Annotated in this window: 22 protein-coding genes; 13 read left to right on the top strand and 9 right to left on the bottom strand. The window is 38.5% G+C overall.

All coding sequences use genetic code 11. From position 1 onward, the window contains the following. The first annotated feature begins 57 nt into the window (after positions 1-57). Positions 58-933, top strand: coding sequence for a carbon-nitrogen hydrolase (locus AC07UV_RS19340; RefSeq protein ID WP_259182795.1), 876 nt, complete (start codon positions 58-60; stop codon positions 931-933). An 80-nt stretch (positions 934-1013) separates the two neighbouring features. Then, positions 1014-2090, top strand: a complete 1077-nt coding sequence (locus AC07UV_RS19335) for an agmatine deiminase family protein (protein ID WP_495184941.1) — start codon at positions 1014-1016, stop codon at positions 2088-2090. Between the two features lie 169 nt (positions 2091-2259). On the opposite strand, the gene agaR is transcribed toward AC07UV_RS19335, so the two are convergent. From agaR to proS, 3 genes are all read right to left on the bottom strand, one after another. Further along, entirely contained in the window at positions 2260-3021 is a 762-nt protein-coding gene (gene agaR, locus AC07UV_RS19330) for a transcriptional repressor AgaR (protein ID WP_120258429.1), read from the bottom strand. Positions 3022-3255: 234 nt separating this feature from the next. Further along, entirely contained in the window at positions 3256-4044 is a 789-nt protein-coding gene (locus AC07UV_RS19325; protein WP_495184940.1) for a Rossmann-fold NAD(P)-binding domain-containing protein, read from the bottom strand. A 12-nt stretch (positions 4045-4056) separates the two neighbouring features. Further along, a complete protein-coding gene (gene proS / locus AC07UV_RS19320) occupies positions 4057-5529 on the bottom strand; it encodes a proline--tRNA ligase (RefSeq protein WP_495184939.1) in 1473 nt (490 codons plus the stop codon). A gap of 178 nt (positions 5530-5707) precedes the next feature. On the opposite strand from proS, the gene AC07UV_RS19315 reads away from it, so the two are divergent. From AC07UV_RS19315 to purH, 6 genes are all read left to right on the top strand, one after another. Then, entirely contained in the window at positions 5708-6868 is a 1161-nt protein-coding gene (locus tag AC07UV_RS19315; protein ID WP_495184938.1) for a hypothetical protein, read from the top strand. 71 nt (positions 6869-6939) lie between these two features. After that, the gene (locus tag AC07UV_RS19310; RefSeq protein WP_495184937.1) at positions 6940-8538 is read left to right on the top strand and encodes an OmpP1/FadL family transporter; all 1599 of its coding nucleotides are present in this window, start codon (positions 6940-6942) and stop codon (positions 8536-8538) included. Positions 8539-8652: 114 nt separating this feature from the next. Continuing rightward, the gene (locus tag AC07UV_RS19305; protein WP_495184936.1) at positions 8653-9408 is read left to right on the top strand and encodes a hypothetical protein; all 756 of its coding nucleotides are present in this window, start codon (positions 8653-8655) and stop codon (positions 9406-9408) included. An 11-nt stretch (positions 9409-9419) separates the two neighbouring features. Next, positions 9420-10337 carry a LysM peptidoglycan-binding domain-containing protein gene (locus AC07UV_RS19300; protein ID WP_495184935.1) on the top strand — a complete coding sequence of 306 codons (918 nt, stop codon included), beginning with the start codon at positions 9420-9422 and terminating at the stop codon, positions 10335-10337. A gap of 36 nt (positions 10338-10373) precedes the next feature. Beyond that, complete coding sequence (locus AC07UV_RS19295; RefSeq protein WP_495184934.1) at positions 10374-11012, top strand: uridine kinase family protein; 639 nt, start codon at positions 10374-10376, stop codon at positions 11010-11012. A gap of 115 nt (positions 11013-11127) precedes the next feature. Then, entirely contained in the window at positions 11128-12654 is a 1527-nt protein-coding gene (gene purH / locus AC07UV_RS19290; RefSeq protein ID WP_495184933.1) for a bifunctional phosphoribosylaminoimidazolecarboxamide formyltransferase/IMP cyclohydrolase, read from the top strand. A 52-nt stretch (positions 12655-12706) separates the two neighbouring features. On the opposite strand, the gene AC07UV_RS19285 is transcribed toward purH, so the two are convergent. Next, a complete protein-coding gene (locus AC07UV_RS19285; protein WP_120258438.1) occupies positions 12707-13078 on the bottom strand; it encodes a YkvA family protein in 372 nt (123 codons plus the stop codon). A gap of 201 nt (positions 13079-13279) precedes the next feature. Beyond that, entirely contained in the window at positions 13280-15004 is a 1725-nt protein-coding gene (locus AC07UV_RS19280; RefSeq protein ID WP_495184932.1) for a hypothetical protein, read from the bottom strand. A 1041-nt stretch (positions 15005-16045) separates the two neighbouring features. On the opposite strand from AC07UV_RS19280, the gene AC07UV_RS19275 reads away from it, so the two are divergent. Further along, complete coding sequence (locus AC07UV_RS19275; protein ID WP_495184931.1) at positions 16046-16756, top strand: DUF4397 domain-containing protein; 711 nt, start codon at positions 16046-16048, stop codon at positions 16754-16756. Positions 16757-16867: 111 nt separating this feature from the next. On the opposite strand, the gene AC07UV_RS19270 is transcribed toward AC07UV_RS19275, so the two are convergent. Then, on the bottom strand, positions 16868-17173 hold the full coding sequence (locus AC07UV_RS19270) for an FtsB family cell division protein (RefSeq protein ID WP_077435500.1): 306 nt from the start codon (positions 17171-17173) through the stop codon (positions 16868-16870). 236 nt (positions 17174-17409) lie between these two features. Here AC07UV_RS19270 and lpxB point away from each other — a divergent pair, with 236 nt between their 5' ends. After that, entirely contained in the window at positions 17410-18525 is a 1116-nt protein-coding gene (gene lpxB, locus AC07UV_RS19265; protein WP_495184930.1) for a lipid-A-disaccharide synthase, read from the top strand. A gap of 56 nt (positions 18526-18581) precedes the next feature. Continuing rightward, entirely contained in the window at positions 18582-19217 is a 636-nt protein-coding gene (locus AC07UV_RS19260) for a hypothetical protein (RefSeq protein ID WP_495184929.1), read from the top strand. An 82-nt stretch (positions 19218-19299) separates the two neighbouring features. Here the strand turns inward: AC07UV_RS19260 and AC07UV_RS19255 are convergent, their stop codons facing one another. The 3 genes from AC07UV_RS19255 to AC07UV_RS19245 are packed head-to-tail and all read right to left on the bottom strand — an operon-like array spanning position 19300 to position 22381. Next, entirely contained in the window at positions 19300-20379 is a 1080-nt protein-coding gene (locus AC07UV_RS19255) for a DUF3810 domain-containing protein (protein ID WP_495184928.1), read from the bottom strand. Positions 20380-20385: 6 nt separating this feature from the next. After that, positions 20386-21444: a nucleoid-associated protein gene (locus AC07UV_RS19250; RefSeq protein WP_495184927.1), complete on the bottom strand. Its 1059-nt coding sequence runs from the start codon at positions 21442-21444 to the stop codon at positions 20386-20388. Positions 21445-21454: 10 nt separating this feature from the next. Further along, positions 21455-22381, bottom strand: a complete 927-nt coding sequence (locus AC07UV_RS19245) for a histone deacetylase family protein (protein ID WP_495184926.1) — start codon at positions 22379-22381, stop codon at positions 21455-21457. 174 nt (positions 22382-22555) lie between these two features. Here AC07UV_RS19245 and AC07UV_RS19240 point away from each other — a divergent pair, with 174 nt between their 5' ends. After that, positions 22556-23197: a YceH family protein gene (locus AC07UV_RS19240; RefSeq protein WP_495184925.1), complete on the top strand. Its 642-nt coding sequence runs from the start codon at positions 22556-22558 to the stop codon at positions 23195-23197. Between the two features lie 3 nt (positions 23198-23200). Further along, positions 23201-24391 carry an MFS transporter gene (locus AC07UV_RS19235; RefSeq protein ID WP_495184924.1) on the top strand — a complete coding sequence of 397 codons (1191 nt, stop codon included), beginning with the start codon at positions 23201-23203 and terminating at the stop codon, positions 24389-24391.

Below are 24391 nucleotides of genomic sequence, written 5' to 3'. Positions count from 1 at the left end.
AATCAAATCTAAATTAAGAATAGTATCTTTGTGCTCGAATTAAATAAGCATTAAGGAATGAGCAAAGTAAAAGTTGGAGTTGTACAGATGAGCTGTACCGCAAGCAAACAAGAGAATCTCGAAAAAGCAATCGCTAAAGTAAAAGAAGCCGCTGCAAAAGGTGCGCAAATTGTGTGTCTGCAAGAACTCTTTACCTCTTTATATTTCTGCGATGTAGAAGATTATGACAATTTCGCACTGGCTGAATCTATCCCTGGTCCATCTACAGATGCCCTATCTGCTGTTGCGAAAGAAGCAGGAGTCGTTATTATCGCTTCATTATTTGAAAAAAGAGCTGAAGGTCTTTATCATAATACGACCGCCATATTAGATGCTGATGGTTCCTATTTAGGCAAATACCGTAAAATGCACATCCCAGATGATCCAGCATTTTATGAGAAATTCTATTTCACACCGGGTGATCTAGGTTATAAAGTTTTCAAAACAAAATTTGGTAGAATAGGTATATTAATCTGTTGGGACCAATGGTATCCGGAAGCATCAAGGATCACTGCATTAATGGGTGCCGAAATTTTATTTTACCCAACTGCGATTGGCTGGGCTACAGATCAGGACGAAGAAACCAACAAAGATCAATACAATGCTTGGCAAACCATTCAGCGTTCTCATGCTGTAGCAAATGGCGTACCAGTGGTATCTGTCAACCGTGTCGGATTTGAGCAGGATGGCGCCATGAAATTCTGGGGCGGTAGCTTTGTTGCAAATGGACAAGGTAAACTGTTATACCTCGCTTCTCACGATAAAGAAGAAATTGAAGTAGTTGAACTAGATCTAGCTGAATCTGATTATTTCAGAAAACACTGGCCATTCCTAAGGGATCGCAGAATTGAAACATATTCTCCAATCACCAAACGTTTTATTGACGAAGACTAATATCAAATCATATTGGCCATTTTAATTTTGTAATTCATCAAAAGAAGAACAGATTAAAATGGCTTTTTACATTTTAAAGCATGGAACAAGAAAGCACTTTCACACAGGCATATTTTGACAACTCTCCCAAAAAACAAGGTTTTTCGTTTCCCGCAGAATGGGCAAGACAAGAAGCTTTGTGGTTGAGCTGGCCTCATAAGGAGGAATCTTGGCCTGGAAAAATTGACACCATATACCAGCCCTATTGCGAGTTCATTAAAGCTGTTGCTGTTGGACAGAAAGTCAGAATTAATATTGCTGACGAAGATATGAAGGCATTTGCCATCGCAGAATTGAAAAAAGTAACCGCTGATTTAAGCAATATTGAATTTTATTTCAATCCAACCAATGACGCTTGGTGTAGAGATCATGGCCCCGCTTTCCTGATCAATCAAAATTCAGGCGCAAAAGCGGTTGTTGATTGGGGCTATAATGCCTGGGGTGGCAAGTATCCACCCTTTGATCTGGATGATGTCGTTCCTACACGGATAGCTAAAGAGTTCAACCTTTCTTTATTCACACCGAATATCGTCATGGAGGGTGGTTCTGTCGAATTCAACGGAGCCGGAACAGTAATGACGACAACAGCATGTCTGCTCAATGAAAACCGAAACCCTGATTATACGAAAGAACAGATTGAGACTTACCTCAAAGAATTCTATGGACAAGATCAGGTATTATGGCTAGGTGACGGAATCATTGGAGACGACACAGATGGTCATATTGACGACATTACACGGTTTGTGAATGAAAACACCGTTTTAACTGTTGTCGAAGAAAATCCGGAAGATGAAAATTATGCCATCCTCCAGGAAAATCTTGAAACACTTCGTTCCTTCAGATTATTAAACGGAGAAACGCTTAATATCGTCGAGCTACCGATGCCAGCGCCGGTGATCTATGAGGACACCAGACTTCCGGCGTCATATGCAAATTTTTATATCGCAAATGATGTTGTCGTTGTTCCAGTTTTCAACGACGCTAATGACCAAAGAGCATTGGATATTATTCAGGGATGTTTTCCGACACGAAAAGTTATCGGAATTAACTCCGTAGACATTATCTGGGGACTGGGTAGTTTTCATTGCTTGAGTCAGCAAGAGCCCGCGCTAAGCTAAAGGTAAATTACACTATAAACAGACAGGCTTCTTAATATATTAAGAAGCCTGTCTGTTTATAGTGCCTGCTTACAAGCACTATCAAATTAAATCTATCTATAGCAAAGTTTGCTACTTATTCGCGACAAATGCTCCACATTAACTTATCGTAGGAGCGACAAATAGGAACCTAGACAACCACGACATGCACACCGGACTTCTCCAATGATTCCACAAATCCGGCACTCACTTTATCATCTGTAATCAATATATCAATTTTTTCGAAGCCACAAATTCTTCCAAAACTACGTCTTCCAAATTTGGACGAATCAGCGAGTACAACGACCTTTTGGGCTGTATCTATCATGATACGATTCAATTGAGCTTCTTGCGCACTGGATGTTGACACACCATACTCCAGGTCTATTCCATCCACCCCTAAAAACAATTTACTACAATAAAAATCATGCAGTAAATTTTCAGCGTATTTTCCAGTGACTGAAGTAGAAGTTTTTCGTAATGTACCTCCCATCTGCATAATTTCAACTGATGGGTATTTAATTAGCTCCATGGCAACATTCAGCGCTGAAGTTACCACGGTAATATTTCCCTTAGGTACAATCTGTCTAGCCAGCGATTGCATTGTTGTTCCGGAAGCAATAATAATGGAATCATTTTCTTCAATCATCTCAGCAGCCTTCTTCCCGATTCTACTTTTATCGTCCGAACGAAGTTTCTCTTTTTCAAATACTGTGCGATCCGTCGTATACGGATTGTATTGTGTAGCTCCTCCATGGGTCCGAAAAAGCAGACCACTCTCTTCCAAAAGTGTAAGATCCTTTCGGATGGTAACAGAAGATACACCCAGTTCCTCACATAGGTCAATCACTTGGACTATACCTACCTCTTTTAATTGTTTTAAAATATATTGATGTCGCTCTACGTTTGTCATGGTTCTTTTATATGCGCTAAAATATTAAATCCACCAGTTGTTTATCCATACAGATACATTAGAAAATATAAAATATCAACTAAAACCAATGCTAGATTTTAGCTTTAGATATTCTATACAAATTCTCCTAGCAGAACTGACGTTAAAATAATGAAATTATTTAATTATTTACACTCTATATAAAGCAAATTATACTTTATTCTAAAAAGATAAAGTTTTTGGATTTCAATAAATTCAAAATTCCAAAGGATTGGGCCAAATATAATGGTAATCCAGCTCCATTCGAAGCAGATTTCCAGAGACTACTTTTTGAAAATGATCCCCATGTTCAAATTGCGATGGCAGATCGAAATCATACTTTTGTGCAGAGGCCAGGATCACATCCTTTTTCTTAGGGTGCATGGGTGCCACAACATTGTAAACACGATGACTTAGGTCCTTAACAGAAGCCAACATAATCAACTGCACAACATCATCGATATGGACAAAATTAGCCGGTTGTTCACCCGTTGTGCAGATACGATTGGCAAAGTATTTGGCGAAAATGCGATTTTTACCAAATAAGCCGCCAAGTCGATATACATAAGTATTGGGCAATTGCAACATTAGCTGCTCAGCCAAAAAAAGTTTTTCGGAAAATTCAATTCCAGCTGATTCCAACTCACTATAGACTGCATCTTTATCTGGGTAAATTCCAACCGAACTTAAAAACAACTGTTTGGTCCATTGGATGTTTTCAAGAAATTCCTTAATATTCGAAAAACGAGTTTCTAAAACAGAAAGACTATTTTTTTGGCTGGCAGGAATACTATTTAATACAAAGTCGAACTGGCCCGGGATAAGCACATCAGGCACCACACTACTTTTATCAAAGTCAGCAATAAACGAAAAAATACCATCAGTTTTAAGCCGATGGTATTTTTCATATTGTGTTGTACTTGCCCAGACCTCATGTCCCTGATGTTTCATATCCATAGCAAACGATTCTGCCAGCCATCCACATCCTAAAATGAGTATCCGCATAAGGTCAAAATATTAATAAGCTTTTGCAAATAAAACGCGTCGGCTAGAAGGTTTACCCGTAAATATACAAACACCTTCCTCCTCTTTGGCATCCAAAGGAATACAACGGATTGTAGCTTTTGTTTCCTCTTTCACACGCTTCTCAGTTTCTATTGTTCCATCCCAATGGCAAGAAATAAATCCTCCCTTACCTTCCAGGACCTCTTTAAATTCATCGTAAGAGTTCACCTCAGTAAAATGAGATGTTCTAAAGTTTAAGGCTTTTTGGTAAATATTTTCCTGTATTACATGCAACAACTGTTCAATATTTCCAGCCAATCCTTCCTGGGCGACAGTTTCTTTTGTTTGTGTATCGCGACGTGCTAACTCCACCGTTCCATTTTGCATATCTCTTGCTCCCACAGCTACACGCACCGGTACACCTTTCAATTCCCATTCAGCAAATTTAAAGCCCGGACGTTGTGTATCGCGATCATCGTATTTCACCGAGATATCCTTTACTTTCAGTTCGTTTACTAACTGATCTACGAATGCATCAATCTGCGCTTTTTCTTCTTCAGTTTTAAAAATTGGAACAATAACAACCTGAATTGGCGCCAATTTCGGAGGCAATACCAATCCTTGATCATCAGAGTGAGCCATGATCAAGGCTCCTATCAAACGGGTAGAAACACCCCATGATGTTGCCCAAACATGTTCAAGTTTCCCCTCTTTGGATGTGAATTTTACATCAAAAGCCTTTGCAAAATTCTGCCCAAGAAAATGCGACGTTCCCGCTTGTAAAGCCTTACCATCTTGCATTAAAGCCTCGATACAATAGGTATCCAATGCACCTGCAAAGCGTTCGTTTTCAGTTTTCCGTCCGCGTACAACAGGTACAGCTAAAATATTTTCAGCAAATTCAGCATAGACATCAAGCATACGTTCTGTCTCTTCAATAGCTTCTTCCCTAGTTGCGTGTGCAGTGTGTCCTTCCTGCCACAAAAACTCTGCTGTACGTAAGAAAAGACGCGTACGCATTTCCCAACGGACCACATTTGCCCATTGGTTAACCAAAATTGGCAGGTCACGGTAAGATTCGACCCAACCACGGTACGTATTCCATATAATCGTTTCAGAAGTCGGACGTACAATCAACTCTTCCTCCAACTTTGCATCTTCATCCACCACAATCTTTCCGGTGCCATCGTTTTTTAATCTATAATGTGTGACCACAGCACACTCAGTAGCGAAACCTTCCACATGGGCAGCTTCTTTAGAAAAAAACGACTTGGGAATGAATAAAGGGAAGTAAGCATTGCTATGGCCTGTTTCTTTAAATCTTTTGTCTAAGATTGCTTGCATTCTTTCCCAGATAGCATATCCGTATGGTTTGATCACCATACAGCCCCGTACAGCTGAATTTTCAGCCAGATCAGCTTTGATCACAAGTTCATTGTACCATTGTGAATAATCTTCTGCACGACTTGTTATTCCTTTACTCATATGAAATTGATAAATTATTGTAACATTATTACGTTAAATCTCGTCTGTATCTCCAATACAAAAAGCGTTCAATAAAAAATATTTGTATTTTTGATTACTTCGATTAAACCCCCTCGAGAAATTTGCGTCTAAGATAGTAAATAAGGCTGTATAATCGAAAATAACGATTTAGGATATTATGAAAAAAAATAGATTATTTATCGGAGCACTTGCCATGACAGGAGCATTTATGTTAGGTTCCTGCGGTACTAGCAGGCAAATCTATGGCGACGATGTCTATGGCAATAATGGACAGGCTAGACAGAAAGTCTATCAAAGTCCAGATTACTATTACACAGATGCGGATCAAGTTCAACAAGGAGGTCAGGCTCAAGGCGGTTACTATGATGACGAATATTCAGACCAGGATTATAACAATGATTCCTACGAAGATCTAGAATACGCGAATCGTATAAACAGGTTCTACTATGCGTCCCCCGGAATGACCTATTTTGATCCATTCTTTGATCCATGGTATGGCTATGGATTTGGTGGTATGTACGGATATGGTCCTTCCTTCGGTTTAGGCTGGGGTTGGAATTCAGGCTGGGGTTCTTCATGGTCTCTTGGTTTTGGCTGGGGCTCTAGTTGGGGGTGGGGATCCCCTTGGTATGGTGGCTATAACCCTTGGGGTGGCTGGTATGGCGGTGGCTACTGGGGATCTGGCTGGCATGGTAACGGTTATTGGGGCGGTGGCTATTGGGGTAATTTAAGACCTCGTTATGCTTCATCTCGATCAACTTATAGAGACAACTATAATGTACGGACCTCCTCTTCCCGCACCAGAAGTTCGGGGAATTATGACCGTACAGGTGTAGCCCGTGACTCCAGAGGACGTATTACTTCAGTCGCTAGCACGCGATCAAGTGCTGGTGGCCGAACTAGATCATCTGATGGTTCTATATCACGTAGTTCTTCTTCCTATGACAGATCAAATGGTAGAACAAGGTCTTCGGACGGTATCTCAACAAGAGGCGGATATACAGATGGTAGCAGAACACGGACATCGGATAGATCCAATGGAACCTACCCAAGCATGCGGAGCTCCAATGGAAATTCAAGAACCCGTTCAAGTTCCGGTGATGTTTCTCGTCCAATGAGCCGTTCCATGGAAACTCGTTCAAGCAATCCAGGTTCGACATCAAGACCATCATATACGCCTCCAACAAGAAGTTATGATAGTGGATCTACACGCTCAAGTGGAGGTTATTCCGGTGGCGGTAGCACCAGATCCAGTGGTGGATTCTCTGGCGGCGGCGGCGGTGGTAGCACCAGATCCAGCGGCGGACGTACACGCTAATCATAAAAATAGCTTACAGTAGCATACATTACCCTGTGTGCTACTGCTTATTATAGACGATATTTTAGCATATGACAATCAAAAAATTACTTTTTGGAACTGCATTTTTAATCGGTGCAGCAGGGACTGCCCAGGCGCAATACACGAAAGATGTACTTTTATTTTCCCAAGGGGACAATGGTGGTACTGCTCGCTTCAAAGCCATGGGAAATGCTTCAACCGCTTTGGGTGGCGATATTAGTTCAATTACCGGCAACCCGGCTGGTTTGGGGTATTTTAACCAATCAGACATTTCGGTAACAGGTAGATACCTTAATAATAAAAATAAAACAGATTATTTCGGACAGAATACAAATAGCAGCAAAAACAATTTCAATCTGGATAATGCCGGAATTGTTTTTCATTTGCCTACCTATCGGAATGGGGGAAGCCTCGAAAAAGGCTGGTTGAACTTCAATGTTGGTATTGCTTACAACCGCAATTATGTCTACAACAACCTATTGGAATATAAAGGTGTTAATAATACCAGTTCGATAACAGATGCTTATTCGGACCGTTTATCTGCGCCAGGAGGATTGAGTGGTTGGGGCCAGGAAGTCTACGGTAACTCTTTGTTATTTGATGTAGATCCTAACAAACAAGGATCCTATTTGCCTATTACAAGTTTTGGTAACTATAATGGAAAAGATGGTTTTAATCAAGTAAATTCCATCCTTGAGAAAGGAAGTAAATCAGAATCTGTCTTGTCTTTCGGCGCAAACTACAGCAATAAATTGTATTTGGGGGCAGCTTTAGGGTTTACAGCCTTTAGTTATGACAACTCGAGCTGGTTTACTGAGTATGGCCAAACAATGAATGTAGCGCAAATGACAAAAGCAAATCCAAAGTCTGACTTCTTAAAACCAGGTGCGGAGTATGCTAGTAAGCGTGAAATGCTGGATAAAGATTATGAGCTGTACGATGACTATGCACAAGTGACTGATGGTACAGGTGTAGATTTCAAATTAGGGGTAATTTATAAGTTCACACCTACTTTCAGCATGGGCTTTACAGCGAAATCGCCGACATTTATGAGCATTAGAGATGAGTCTTACAGCAATTCGGAATTTCGTTATTTTAAGCCAAATGAGGATAAGGCTTTTAAAGAATACCGTACCAGTGATAAAGCAGGCTATAGCTATTTAGAGTATAATATGAACACACCATACAAACTCTCCTTAGGCGCTAGTCAGGTGTTTTCCAGCGGGTTGATTACCGCAGATGTGGAATGGGTGGATTATGGAGCGATGCGTTTTAAAGATGCTGGCGCATATAATAAGACCTTGGAACAAGAGATGAACCAAAACATTAAAAACACATACCAAGGCGCATTAAATGCGCGTATAGGTGGTGAAGTTCTATTTGATAACGTTTTTAGTGGTAGAGCTGGTTTCAATTATAGCGGTAATCCGTACAAAAATGCGGACTATACAAACTATACCGCATCTTTGGGTATAGGCGCAAAACTTGGACGCGGAATGTATATTGATTTGACAGGAGCTTATAATGCCGTCAATTACAAAGAATACCCTTATCTCATTAAAGAAGATTTTTGGAATACGGCCAGCCCAGTCGCAGATATAAAAAATCAACGAACAAATGTCGTTTTGACAATAGGCTCTAAATTTTAAGAGATTCTTCTCAGAAAAAACGTCCAGACAAGCTGGACGTTTCTTATTTATTACAATCCCAACAGCCATAATTTAAAAGCTTTTAGTAAATTTGTCCTCTTGGTTGAAAATCACATGACAAATCAGACAGTCTCAAAAGCATTCAATGTTCTATTTACTTATCCCATCTGGCGGATCGAGATCGATGCCGAGAATAGACTGATTGCAGTAGAGACCAGAAATCCAACAGACACACTTCCCTATTTCAATGTGATTTCTTTTGAAGGAGACTATGTCCTTCAGGACTTCAAAGCCATGAGCAAGGAGTGGGTGTTGGCTGGAATTCAATGTCAGAAACTCATCCTAAAAAAAATCTCGGACACTTCACCCATCGATGCTGGTGTTCAAATTATAGACTGTTATCAGCCACAACAGCAGGAAACCTGGTTTAACTACATTTTCCTAGAGATGGTCAGTGATGGTATACTACTCAGACCCAAAATGATCGCACAAGGAATGCAATTGTTTTTAGATCTAAAAACAATGTCCATTGAAGACAAAAAGGAAGAGTCTTTTAAACCTTTTGATAGCCAAATAGTCTACCCAGTAATATACAATGGTCAAATACCCCATTTTTTGACAGATTTCACAACAGATGACGAAATTTGGTTAAGTGCTTTGGATGACTATTTTATTTGGGCTTTCTATGAAAAAAACAAAGATAATCACTATCAAATCCGGATAGTTCGATCAACAAAAGATAGGTTAACTGAATCTGTTGTGGCAGTAACTCAGTTGCCTTTAAAGTTTTTCAACATCTATTTTCTTGTTAACAAACAAATATTCCTTTTGACAGACAATAAACGGGAGTTTGTTTCGTATTTAGTATAATTGCAAAATATATGAAACTATTATTCGAATTAAATACATATAAAAAGGTAGCCATTTTATCAATTTCTATGCTATCTCTACAACAGGTTGAAGCTAAAAATCTCACCTCCATACGTACAACCGCGATCCCTGACTCAGTTGGGACAGAAATAGTCAATGGTGAAGAATTTGTCCTTTTCAAAATAGAAAAAGGCGATAATTATTACCAACTCAGCAAAAAGTACAAAACCACCGTGGGCCAGCTCACGCAAATAAATGGAAACGGTACATTAAGTATCGGCCAGATTGTTAAAGTGCCAACTGGTCGAAAACCTGCACCTATTGCGACTAAAACACCGGTAAGCACAGCGCAAAAGAATCCAAATGACCCTCAACAAGGCTTTACAGCGTATATCGTTGGTGAAAAAGAAACACTCTATGCCATATCTAAAAGATTTGGCATAACTGTCGAAGATATCAAAAAAGCCAACAACCTAAAGAACAACACGATTGGTGGCGGCATGAAATTAATGATCCCAAATCAACCGCTACCACCTGAAAGACCAAAATTGGTTGAACCTAAAGGTATAGAAGTCGTTGTCCCAGATTCTACAAACGATGACGACAAAGAAGAAAATCAGATCTCAACAAACCGCTACGGAATACGGGAAAAAGCTGAGCGGGGAATTGGTGTCTGGATTGATGGTTTGTCTTCCCAAGGAACAAGCAATCTAGCGCTCCATAAAAGTGCACCTGTAGGAACGATCCTAAAAATCACCAACCCAATGACTAAAAGCGTTACTTACGCGAAAGTAGTCGGCAAATTTAATGATAATGCTGAAAACCAAAATGCTATTGTGGTGTTATCAAAGTCCGCAGCGGCAAGTATTGGAGCATTAGATAAACGTTTTCAGGTAGAGATCGCCTACGGATTACCTTTAGAAAATTAATTAAAATAAAAATAGCTCTTGCAGCACAAAACAAGAATGAATAACAAACCGTATGTCATAGGGATTGCCGGAAGTAGTGGTTCTGGAAAAACTTTTTTTTTGAATAGCTTTTTGAAACATTTCAAAACCGATGAAGTTACATTGATTTCCCAAGACGATTATTATATTCCAGCCAATACAAAAACGCAGGAAGAAAATAGACTCTATAATTTCGATATCCCAACATCCATAGACAGAGAAGCTTTCTATAAAGATATTAAAGCACTCTTTAATGGAGAGACTATTTATAAAGAGGAATATACATTTAATAATCCTTCATTAACACCAAAAATATTAGAGATAAAACCGGCTCCGATATTGATTATCGAAGGACTTTTTATTTTCTATTACACGGAAATAAATGCGCTTATAAATCATAAGATATTCTTGAGCGCTGATCAGGATATTGCACTTAGAAGAAGGCTACACCGTGATTTGGTTGAACGTGGTTACTTTGAGGATGATGTTATGTACAAATGGGTGAATCATGTCCTCCCCTCTTATAATGAGTATTTATTACCGTTTCAGCATTCTTGTGATCAGGTTATATTCAATAATACGGACGAACCGGAGCCGATCTGGGATATTACCAATCAGATTTCTGAAGAGCTGAAAACAAAACTCAATTTAGTATAAAGTAGATAAAGACGGGCTTATTTATACCTAAGCCCGTCTTTATTTAAAAGTACTTGATTTATTGACATCAAGACTTTAAATTCTTATCTTTGCGCCACGAAACAAATCCATCATAATGAACCATCCTGTAAAGATTAAAAATGCTTTGGTTTCAGTCTATTATAAAGACGGCCTAGCTCCTTTAGTTGAATTATTAAACAAATACGGTGTTACATTCTATTCCACTGGTGGGACAGAAACATTTATCAAAGACTTAGGTATAGATGTCGTTCCAGTTGAAGACTTGACAAGCTACCCTTCGATTTTGGGAGGCCGTGTTAAGACCTTACACCCAAAGGTGTTTGGTGGAATTTTAGCACGCCGTCCACTTGAATCGGACCAACATCAACTTGCTCAGTATGAAATACCAGAGATCGATTTGGTTATTGTGGATTTGTATCCATTTGAGGAAACTGTTGCTTCTGGAGCTTCTGAGCAAGATATTATAGAGAAAATCGATATCGGTGGAATCTCATTGATTCGTGCAGCAGCGAAAAACTTTAATGATGTTGTTATCATTTCTTCTAAAAATGATTATAAAGCGCTTGAAGAAATCCTAGCGAACCAAGAAGGTAATACTTCTTTGGAGCAACGTAAAGAATTTGCGAAACGCGCCTTCAATACGTCATCGCATTATGATACGGCAATTTTCAATTATTTCAACCAAGAGAATCCAATTGAAGTTTTTAAACAATCCGAGCAAAATGCTCAGGTGTTGAGATATGGTGAAAACCCGCACCAAAAAGGTATTTTCTTTGGCGACCTGGATAACATGTTCGACAAATTAAATGGTAAAGAGCTTTCGTACAACAATCTGGTTGATGTAGATGCAGCTGTCGCTTTAATCGACGAATTTGAACAACCCACATTTGCTATCCTAAAACACACAAATGCTTGTGGGGTTGCATCAAGACCAACAATTAAACAAGCTTGGCTAGATGCCTTGGCCTGTGATCCGGTTTCAGCATTTGGCGGGGTTTTAATCACCAACGGCGAAGTGGATGGTACAACAGCAACAGAGATCAATAATTTATTCTTCGAGGTCTTAATCGCACCTTCTTATTCGGAGGAAGCAATTGCTATTCTTACCGCCAAGAAAAATAGAATTATCTTGGTTCGTAAAGATGTAAAACTACCTAGCCAACAGTTCAAAACCTTATTGAATGGTGTCATTCTTCAAGATAAGGACAATACAATCGAAGGACCTGAGCAAATGGTAACAGTAACAACTGTAACACCTACAGCTGAACAATTGGAAGATTTATATTTTGCGAATAAGATTGTAAAACATACAAAATCCAATACCATTGTCTTTGCTAAAAATGGTACATTGTTAGCATCGGGTGTTGGGCAAACATCAAGAGTCGATGCCTTAAAGCAAGCAATTGAAAAAGCAGTTTCATTTGGTTTCGACCTACAAGGTTGTTCAATGGCATCAGATGCTTTCTTTCCTTTCCCTGACTGTGTAGAAATTGCATCTGGGGCGGGTATTGCAGCCGTATTGCAACCAGGTGGTTCTATCAAAGATCAATTATCCATTGATATGGCTAATGAAAAAGGAATTGCAATGGTAACCACAGGTGTGAGACATTTCAAACATTAAGAACGATCCAATCGCCTCATAAAAAAAGCTACTTTTTACAAAGTAGCTTTTTTTATTTGTTTACCTGCCAGCCCAATCGCTCTGATTTGTATCGTTCTATTTCTTCCGAAAGTTTCCGTATAGCATAGGCAACAATAGCAACATCATCCAACCAACCGCCTACAGCAATAAAATCCGGAATAGCATCTACCGGGGACACAACGTAAATAATCGTCCCGATAATAATGGATAGATTCCAGCTGTTCATTTTGAACTTCCCAGTGATTGCATCCTTGCACATGGCGATCAGCAATTTAAAATCACCGACATAGCTTCCTAGATTTTTTGCCTTAGATTCCGCCTGTGACAGCTCCGCTTCCGTGATTTTACGATGTCTAAAGCGCTCAAACATACCTGTTGCAATCTTTTTGATTCTACTGTTCATAACTCAAAATTATCAATATTTTTTATTAAAAAGAATGAAACATCAATCAGAATTAGACCAAAAATAATCGCTATATTAAAGCGCAGACTTTATATTATAACAACACCATGAATAAGTTTGCATATAAAAGAGACAAGCCTAAATAAGGATATTCAGATTTTTTACTCTTGAATACAGAATATCCCCATTTTAGGAAATCTGTTAATACTTGTAAACAGGTGTCATTATGATTTCAAAATTATTACTGACAATTGGATTAAAGCTACTTAAATTAAGCCTATTTTGAGCACTACTTTTTATAGCGTCCTGCTCATCTTCATACCCATAAACTTTCCTAAATGAAGGATCATAATCTACCATATTGATATAATTTACAGCAGATAGTCTTCTATTCAAAGATTTCAAATCAACAACCAATCCATAATCATCCCCTGGAACCTTAGTTGTATTTCTAAGGATTGGATCTGAAAAATTTACGATAGCGTCGCCGAGAAAATCATTTGACAAAGTTCGTTGTACTGATGTTGTACTCGTATTTGTTACTTCAGCAGAAACACCAAACTTTAAACCGATTTTGACCTTTTCTCCCCAACCTGCGTCGACACCAAAATTACTTGCAAATTTAGTTGTAGTTGTCTCACTTTGAGTTATTACGGTATTATCATCATTCTCTCTTAGGGAAATTTTCCAACTACTTCCCATTTTATCTAGCTCCCATTCTTTGATAGGAATATGGCAATAAAAATATCTTGGGACCATTTTATTTAGCGTTCTATAAACATACGTTGGAGTACCGGCTGGAGAATTACGCGGAGGTACACTTACACGTTCTGAATATTCAGATCCAAAAAGCTCATCACCTCTAGCACTCACTACAGTAGAAAAGACAGAGCCCGCTCCGCTAATATCATTAATTAATACATCTATTTGAATTTCAAATTTTCCGTCTCTCCAAAATTTTCCAGGCCCCCTATAACTACGCTTTTCATCTCGGGTATTGTAGTTGTCAGTATTAGAATAAGTAGGGTCGTCCTGATCCATCATAAGGGATAAACCACTATTTGTAATTTTTATAGCAGATATACATTCGTAATAACTTCTATCCAATACCCCCTTAGGATTAGGAATATTTTTCAAATTATAATACACATAATCCCTTTGCCATCCACCATTAGTAATTGGAAACTCTGTTGCTCCCTGCATAATTTTTGGAGAAACTTCGAAATCAAAAGTATTTAAAAAGGTTGTCAGATTAGGGTCATTTTGAGCCGTGGCTCGACTTTTTGTTTTGGACAAACCATCAAAAGCCTCGCTAATAAATTCATAGGAAGTTTTATTTAAACCAGTAGAGGCTTTTAAAGACGTAGTTTTAGGTCTAATGCGTTCATTATCTTTAACCAATAAAGTAGCAATCGCAGGTACTTCGTTTTCTTTAATACGATACACTTCAATACCATCATAGTATACTGGAATCGCCTTCCCTACATTGGCAGTAACGAATGGAATTGTATTTTTTGTATCCCACGTATCTGCAGAAAAAACATCACCAGGCAATTGAGGAACTAAAATAGTAAGCGTGGGATTATTGATTACGATTTCTTCTAATTGCCCTGGATACTCTTCAAACTCAGTCAATACATCCTGAAAAGTCTCTTTACTTTGAACAAAGTGATCTTTGCAGAAACCGTAAATAACATCATAATCATTGTCTAATTGTTTAATAGCTTCCGATTTTAAAAAACCTCTGAGAGCTTCATTTTTTGATACAGCCTTGGACAGTATTCGTCCAAACGCTGTCTTTTGATCAGCGTTGACAGAAAGAGCCTCTTCCTTCGCTTCATTTTCATTTCTGATAATTGTTTTATCCTTCTTGCATGCGACAAAACCTACAGAAAACACCATTAATAGAACTAATGTTCTTCTCATAACATTTTATTTAAATTATTAAAACATATAAAAAATCACACAAAAAAAACCAAACAACATCACTAAAGTTAATGATATTTCCAAAAATAACAACATTAAATATCATTAATAACAATATTATTTCTATAACAATGATAATAAAAAAAAATATAACTTAAAAATACAAAAACAAAATTAAATGAAATATATTGCAAAAAAACTAAGAAAACAACATTTTTTTTAAACAAAAAAAAAGAAATATATTTAATATAAACAAGCTCAAAACGATCACCAACACTTCAATTTCAAATATAAAGATCATTTAGTCTCAATATTATTTCTTAAGAGACAATATTAAAAACATATTTGATTCAAAAAGAAACAATACACTTATAAGAAAAAAAATGATACAATTTCCCCATCCTAAAATCGAAACTATAGTAATAAAAAAATTTCTACCGCCCTTTATTATATTCACCATTTTTATATTATATTACACTTATCGTATAAGCTTAAGATCATCAGAACCTACAAAAAGTGAATTTATAGAGACACTTCAATCCTTCTCTAAAGTAGAGGGGAAACCACAAAAAATCTAGTTATTAATAATATAAAAGTCCGCTCAGGCACTGCTCTATTTGAGTATAAGACATTGTCAATGCGTCGTACCGACTTCGAGACACCACCGTACCAGTGTTTACTGTGACCGTGGTGTGTGGCCCTCGGCTGCACCATGCACTTACCTGCTCTCAAGGGCAAAGATTGGGTAAATATGTCCCGAAATGTGGTCGAAGGAGAATCGAATAATGCACTAGACTCGGACTTCGTTTTGAAAAATAATAAATAAGATTTGAGATTCATTTATATTTCAAAATATATAATCTTCAAATTGCTTGTGCATGGAGATAAGACAATATAACCTAAAATCACGTTTATGATAAAATAAAATGCAATTTTATTATTTTTACAACTTACTGTAGCAAAGTGTGGGTCATCTCCGTATAATAGACAACACAAGCGCAATGTGTTTTACACAAAAAAAGATTTTAATATTACACGGTTATGAAAAACTATAGATTATTTAATTTTATTGCCATCGCAGTAGCGACATTCTTACTATCCAGTTGCTTAAAAGATAATGACGACCAAAGAATTCCAGGCGCGTTATTTACAATGGTTAATGGATACACTGACGCCAATGCGGTTGTATATTATGCCGACGGGGGACCCTTACAAAGTCCATATTATCCCTTGGATTTTAAAAGCTATAGCCAAGTTGGCCTATTTACAGGGGCTAGAAAAATAGCGATATCATCAGAATATAACAATGTTTTGGTTGATACTACTGTTACAATCAAAGACAGTACAATTTATACGTCATTTGTTTATGGAAACAAATCCAAAGCCATTCAGGTCATCACAACGGATAAAATCAATAAAGACATTAAGAACACAGAATCTGGTTTACGTTTCTTTAATTTTGCTGAGGGAACCGACCAAGTAACCCTTCAAATTGGTAGCCAAACTTCTCCGACGGAATGGACCAACCGTGCAAAAGAAACACAAAATTCGGCGACTGCCCACCAAGGTTTCATCGCACAAAAAAGTGGAACCTTTACTGTTATTGCTAAAGATAAAGCCGGAAAAACAATCGCAACCCGTAAGGATATCAAATTGGTTGAGAATTATTACTATTCATTGATATTGATCGGCAAGGCCAATGATGAGAAAAAACCATTATACCTTGGTTTGGTAGCTCAGGCCGCAAACTAAAATACCCCGTTTTCTATATACTGAAAAAGACCATCGTATTCATTGATGGTCTTTCTTTATTTTGAACAATGATTCTATCTCTATAACGGGATAGCCCTTTTCCATTAAACACTAAGGGGTTTCTTTGGGAGCAACTTTAGAGACAACATAGATATCCTCATTATCTTTCTTCATCTTATATTTCTCCCGTGCGATACGTTGCACCTCCTGCGGATTGGATCGAATGTCGTTTATTGTTTTTATAATCGCTGCATTCTCCTTCAGATAAAAGGATCGTTCCGTCTCCAGGTTGGCCTTTTGCTTTTGATAGCTGTATTGTGTCGCAAAATCATTTCGATCAAAAAACAACATCCACACCAAAAAAGCCAAAGTGGCTAATAAATACTTATTTCTTATTAAAGACCATAATCGTTGCATAGGACAAAAATACTATTTAGCTTTTATACTCCCGATATTTTCTTCCAAAGTTAAACATCTTTAATAAAGATATGGAATAATGTACTCAAATTCATCATATACTTAGAATAATCTTATCTTTAACAATTCGAAACAACATTAATATTCCGATGAAATATCCGTATTTGAAAAGCATAAATAGCCTTAAAAATAATGTGGATATTCCATATGGCCATTAAAGAATAAATCATTTACATATGAAATACTATCTCATTGCTGGCGAAACATCAGGTGACCTACATGGAGCCAATCTCATCAAAGCACTTAAAATAGAGGATCCCACGGCTACATTCAAAATAGTTGGTGGTGATTTAATGCAGGAAGCCACTGGAGAAAAAGCATTGATACACACTTCAGCGATGGCTTTTATGGGTTTTGTGGAAGTTTTGAAAAACCTGGGCAAAATAGCTAAAAATTTGAAGGCAGTCAAAAGTAATCTGTTGAAAGAAAAACCTGATGCTGTTATACTCATAGACTTTCCCGGTTTCAATTTAAAAATCGCCGAATTTGCCAAAAAGCATGGTATCAAAACATGTTATTATATTTCTCCAAAGGTATGGGCGTGGAATCAGGGTCGTGTGAAAAAGATCAAAAAAATTGTCGATCATATGTTCTGTATTCTACCATTTGAAGTTGATTTCTACAAAAAATGGCGCATGCCGGTCGATTATGTAGGCAATCCGCTGCTCGATGCTATTTCAGCCTACTCTTTTAATCCTAAATTCAGGGATGAAAACGGTTTTACAGACAAACCACTCATTGCCTTATTGCCGGGTAGCAGAGAAATGGAGATTTCCAAACTTCTACCCATTATGGCCGAACTCCCCTATTTTTTTCCAGTACATCAGTTTGTCATCGCCGGTGCGCCTAATTTTGACGAATCTTATTACAAACAGTTCATGAGGGGTATCGATATTCCGGTTATTTTCAATCAAACATATGATATCCTAAACAATGCTGAAGCTGCAGTAGTCACCAGCGGTACCGCCACTCTGGAAACAGGTATATTGAAAGTTCCGCAAGTTGTCGTATATAAAGCAAACGCAATATCGGTTTGGATTGCCAAATTAGTGGTTAAAGTAAAGTTTATTTCACTGGTAAACCTAATAAACAACTTTCTCTCCGTAAGAGAGTTAATTCAAGAAGATTGCACAGCATATGATATTTCCTATGAAGTGGGTGAACTGATCAACAACAAAGCGCATCGGGCAAGTGTGTTAGAAAATTACGATATCCTTGCCGAAAAATTGGGTACACCGGGTGCCTCGGAGAAAACAGCTAAATTAATTGTAAAATATCTTAGTAAAAATTAAACTCTTTGGGCTTTCAATTGTCAAACTATTAAATAGTTACAAATAATTAAAGGTTTATGAAATCGAAACTTATTTTAGGCTTTCTTTTTTGTGTCGCGTTTACCTTTGTTGGTAAAGCCCAAGAAACACAGCATTTTTCCAAGCTTGAAATTGGAAAAAAAGCCAAGAAAAATATTGACAGTAAAGACTCCACAGCAGTTATCCATATTGACACATTGATCATGAAGGATAACTCTACCTTGTCCTTTTACGGAAAGAAAAATGTAAAAATCACCATTGGTTACGCTGAGATCGGAAACAAAGCAACTTTCTATGGGACTGATGGAAAGAATAATGGCGCCAATTTTGATATCAACGCCAATTTTCAAAAATTGGGTTCACTGTATATTATCGCAAAAGGCGATGATGCATTTAATGGTACCAAAACATTCCCCAATGGAAATGGTGGCAAAGTGAAAGTTACCCTGGCAACAGGAAGTATAAAACCACAGGCAACAAATAAGAAGTCACCAAATTATATCTATGCCGATGTCGTAGCAGGTGGCAGAGCTGTCAATGCAAACACAGACTTGAGAAATATCTATGATCGGATAAAAACCGCGCCTACAGGTCTTAGAGGTTTACCACAAGGGCAGATTTACTCAGGCAGTGCAGGTACGGAAGGTTCCTTTGAGCTGATTTCTACCCAATAGGAAGACCGAAACAACATAACGCTAAAAAAGCATCAATGTGAGCATTGATGCTTTTTTATTGCTACGCGTTTTTATACTAATTTCAATGACAGCCTCTCTTTTTTAGTTCATAGGCTAACACCAACCTTGTCATCCGATCGTATCTCGCCATTCCCTCCTTCTGATTGTTATGTGTTAGGTATTCATTGTAAAACAGTCCCATCAGATCGTTGATCCAACCGGTATAATCACTCCAAAATAAGCGTTCATCCGCTATATCCGCCAGCACCAACTTGCTCAGTCTTGTTTGATAATTCTTCGAAAGATCTGGATACATGCCTCGTAATTCTCCCAGCATATATAAGGTCGTTTGCAAATAAGCTGAATAGCGATAAAAGGATTGCGGATGATGCTGTAAGCGAACAAAAGCAATAAAATTAGCTTCATCCTCAAAACCAACTCCCTGTTGGTGGGCGAGCTCATGTACATAAGTAAACGGAAAAGATAAGGCTGGCATAGCATAATTTACCTGCGCTTCGTGTGTAAACGGGTTGAAATAACCTGAAACACCGAAATACGAAACAACCACACTATTTAAAGGCGACTTAGCGCGTACCTGGCTACTTGATAAAAAAGAAGAAAAAGTGGTATCATTTTTTACCCAACTTGCCAGATCCGCCCGTATATGATCTTTCCGATCCGCCCATTGAGCAGGATTGACCTTTTCACGCAAAGCATTTGTACTATCCAGGTATTCATCGAGTACCATGAGATAGTCTGCAAGCTTCAAGTTATCAACTTGCAGGTTTGCATTCACACTGATCGGCTTCCGATAATAATTCAACCCCCAGGAGATATAAAAGAAAATATATAGCCCAAGCAATAGATTTACGATAAATAAAAGAGTTCGACAAGCATCCAACCATTTTTTACCCCATGCCTTGCGTATAAGATTAACTAGCCAATAGAGCAGAAAAATAATCGTGAAAGCGTAAAAAATATCCCCCATGCTAAGGGGAATATAGCCAAAAATATACTTCGGGATATGTCCATAAAATCGATAAAATCCCTGTGCATAAAATTCCTCCACCCATAAATTATTGCTTTCGATCAACGATAAAACGAATAGCAGGCCAATGAATGATCCAAAAATAAAAACAGCTATTTTATCGCGCTTTGTCATAAATTATTAGCTTTCGTTTTCGAAATAGACCTTATAATAGTTCATCCCTTTATCTTCATCAAATCCCTTTTCAAGGTATTCTCGTTTTCCATGCACATAGATATGAAAGTTCTTATCCAATTTTAGTACAGACTTGTAGGACGATTCCATCTTTTTGACGGCTTTATCCGCAATTTCAAAACTTGACTGGAAGGGTGAATCAAATTCATTTTCAAAACCAGCTTTATAATCCTGGAACATGGCTATCGCCTGGGGATTTCCCAATACTTCTTCTTCAAATTCCTCTTGAACGAAAGTTTCCTTTTCCTTAAAGTAGTTCATTGATTTATTCATCAAATCAATCTTATCGGCCTTCTCCAGTTCAAACGTTTCATCGAGTTTCTCCTGAACAAAATTCTTATAGACTTTCAAGTAGTTACCTGTCTGATTGAAATTGTCATTACGCACGCGCAGTTTGAGGAACTCGTCTTTCCAATACACCGCTTCCTGTTGTCTATTGGTCTGATCCAGTACAAGAACCTTATACCCTTCCTCTTCCTCAACATTGATGATAATGCATCCTTTGTCCAACTTATTGATGTTGATTGCCTCCTGCTCATATTCCAAGGTGAAAGCCCCTTGTTCAGGATATACTTTTAGGTAAGTCTCTTTGTTTTCCGATTTAAATATACCAATAGCATCGTGTTCCTCGCCTTCAATCTGCACATTTTTTAGCGCTACCACATACACCTCTCCTGCTTTAATCTTGGGGTGGCTGGACACCTCATAAAGGTGCTTCGAAATCTGCTGGGAAAAATCATGAAAAGGTAACTGTTCTTTAAAGTACTGACGAACAAAATAAAACACCTCGTTCAGATCCAGTTCTTCATTGGGATGATATAGACGATACACTTCGTTCACTTTTGCAAAGGGGCTCATAAAGTACTGCATCAAAAGTCCAGGCAATACTTCATCGCCTTCAAGGGATACAGGGGCATCAGACAGGATATAAAATTCGTCCTGTGCTTTGCTTCCTACACGATGTATAGATAACGCTTCAAAAGTTGCGTCTTGGTGAAAAAACATATTCTTTATTTTATAAATTATATAAATCTATTGCTATTTTAAATGTTTGGCAATGTGCATTGACAATATCTTTGATCTGCGGAGAATAACCGCCTCCCATACTTACCTGAACAGGAATATGCTGCTGATGACAGAGCCCCAATACAAGTGCATCTCTTCGCGCACAGGTCGCTGGACTTAAATTCAATTTCCCCAGTTTATCGGTCCCAAGTATATCTACACCTGCCTGATAAAAGACAAAATCAGGCCGAATACGTTCAAATAAATCCAGCAGATTGTCTTTCAGAATTTTCAGATATTCTTTATCTGTTATATTTTCAGCGAGACCGATATCCAAATGAGAGCGCTGTTTGATAAAGGGATAGTTCTTCTCCCCATGCATCGAGAAGGTAAACACCTGTTGATGTCCTTCAAAGATATGCGCTGTTCCATTCCCTTGATGTACATCCAGATCAATGATGAGGATTCGACTTGCAAGCTTCTGTTGTAATAGATAACCCGTAGCAGTTGCTTGGTCGTTCATCAGGCAGAAGCCTTCACCAAAATCATAACCCGCGTGGTGCGTTCCACCTGCAATTGTGAAAGCTACCCCATATTTCAAGGCATAACCTGCAGCCTGAACAGTTCCATCCAAAATATAGCGTTCGCGGTCTACCAAACTCTTACTCAAGGGGAATCCGATCCTACGAACCATTTTTGCATCTAAGGTCAAATCAAACAGTTTCGTCACATAAGCAGGATCATGTACCAGACAACAGGTCTCAAAACTTGCCAGTTCAGGTCTGAAAAAATTAGCTTCATTGGCCAATCCCTCATGCTTCAACTGCAGGGGAATCAACTCGTACTTTAACATCGGAAAACGATGTCCTTCCTTGACTGGATGGATAAATTCGGGATGAAAAGCTATCTTGAGCACTTTAAATCTTATTTTATTCATGCGAAGATAAGAAAAACTAAAGCAATCCTATTTTATCCAACAATATCAATCGGATATTTTGGAGTTGTATCGGAAAAAGGGCATCTTTGGGTAAGAACAAATCCTCAAGTTGATGTCGGGCGCCGTTTGACATTAAACTTATATTCGATCATTAATAGATACATTAAAAATAACATGGAAACGACTAATTTGCCTCAATTGTCTGCAATGGAACAGCGTGTCCTGGGCTCCCTAATTGAAAAATCAAAGGTGACCCCCGAATATTATCCCATGACGATCAACAGCTTGCAGGCTGCATGCAATCAAAAAACTTCACGCAAACCTGTTGTTCAATACACCGAAGAGGACATCGTCAATACGCTGGACATCCTAAAAAAGAGAGGGTTGATTTCAACCGTTATCGGTGGTGGATCCAGGGTAACCAAGTATAAGCACAATTTTGCCATACAGTTTCCCCTTATACCATCTGAATTGACTATTATTTGCCTATTACTTCTCCGTGGACCAATGACAGCCGGTGAAATCAATTCAAATGCCGGAAGATTATACGAATTTGACTCTTTAGGTGAAATTAATGAACAATTGGAGAAACTTGCTCAGGAGGGCTATCTGAAATCTCTTCCCAAACAAGCCGGACACAAAGAGGTACGTTATATCCACCTGTTGGGTGAGGTAAACATGGAAGCTTTTGAAAACAGCAGCAGTGCAGCAAGCGGAGCAGCAGATCCTGCGCTTTTGGAACGTATCGGACAACTCGAACAGGAGGTCGCTGAATTAAAACAGAAGTTTCAAGAATTGTGGGACGAACTACATTAATCAATGACGAATACAACTGATTCCAAAACAGAATTATCCCAAGCCACCTTATGGCTGATGACCATTGCCACAGGTCTGGTTGTCGCCAATAATTATTATAATCAGCCATTATTGGGGCTGATTGCCAAAGACCTGCGTGTTAGCGAAGCCACAGTGAGCAGTTCGGCCATGTTAACACAAATTGGTTATGCCTGTGGGCTTTTATTGATTGTTCCCCTAGGCGATATGTTTAAGAGAAAGAAAATGATCTTAATTGATTTTATATTCATTATTCTCTCTTTGGCCGGAATGGCACTTTCCCAGTCTATCACAGCCATCCTCATCTTTAGTTTTTTGATCGGCTTTACATCCGTGATACCACAAGTTTTTGTACCTATGGCGGCAGAACTTGCCCCGAAAGAGAAACAGGCAGCTGCAATAGGCATGGTCATGTCAGGATTATTGATCGGTATCCTTTTATCACGCGTGGTCAGCGGATTTGTCGGTTCCTACTTTGGCTGGCGCGAAATGTATTGGATCGCTACAGTGATCATGATCATCACAGCAATGGCCATCGTCATCAAATTACCCGAAGTTAGCCCTAATTTTAAGGGTACTTATAAAGAATTGATGCTTTCGGTGTGGAACTTCGCCAAGAAACAACCTGTCCTGCAATTGGCTGCATTTCGTGGTGCGATGGGATTTGGAGCGTTTTCAGCCTTCTTTACGACCCTCGTTTTCCATATCGAAGGGCCACCATTTTTTGACGGACCAGCTACCGCTGGTGCATTTGGTCTTGTGGGCGCCTGCGGTGCCCTTGCAGCTGCTTTTGTCAACCGGATGACAGTATACATAGGTACCGCGAAAATTATCCTCTACGCGATATTATTGATGGTATTTAGCTGGCTGCTTTTTGCGCTATTCGGTAATTATTACTGGGGTCTGATCATTGGTGTGATCCTCATTGACCTTGGATTACAGTCCATGCACATCTTAAATCAGAGTGATTTCTACGCGCTCAATCTTGGCGCTAACAATCGTTTGAACACCGTTTATATGGTCAGTTATTTTATCGGCGGTTCAACAGGCACCTTTTTTGCGGCACAAGCATGGCAGCATTTCCAATGGCCGGGGGTTATTGCAGTTGGAACAACATACAGCTTATTGGCATTGCTCGCACACTTATTATTTGATCATAAACTAAGAAAAAACTAA

It is taken from the genome of Sphingobacterium sp. GW821-FHT03E03 (genome assembly GCF_059420745.1).
The sequence above is the reverse complement of the archived record's forward strand: the minus strand, read 5'-3'. Positions and strand labels throughout refer to the sequence as shown.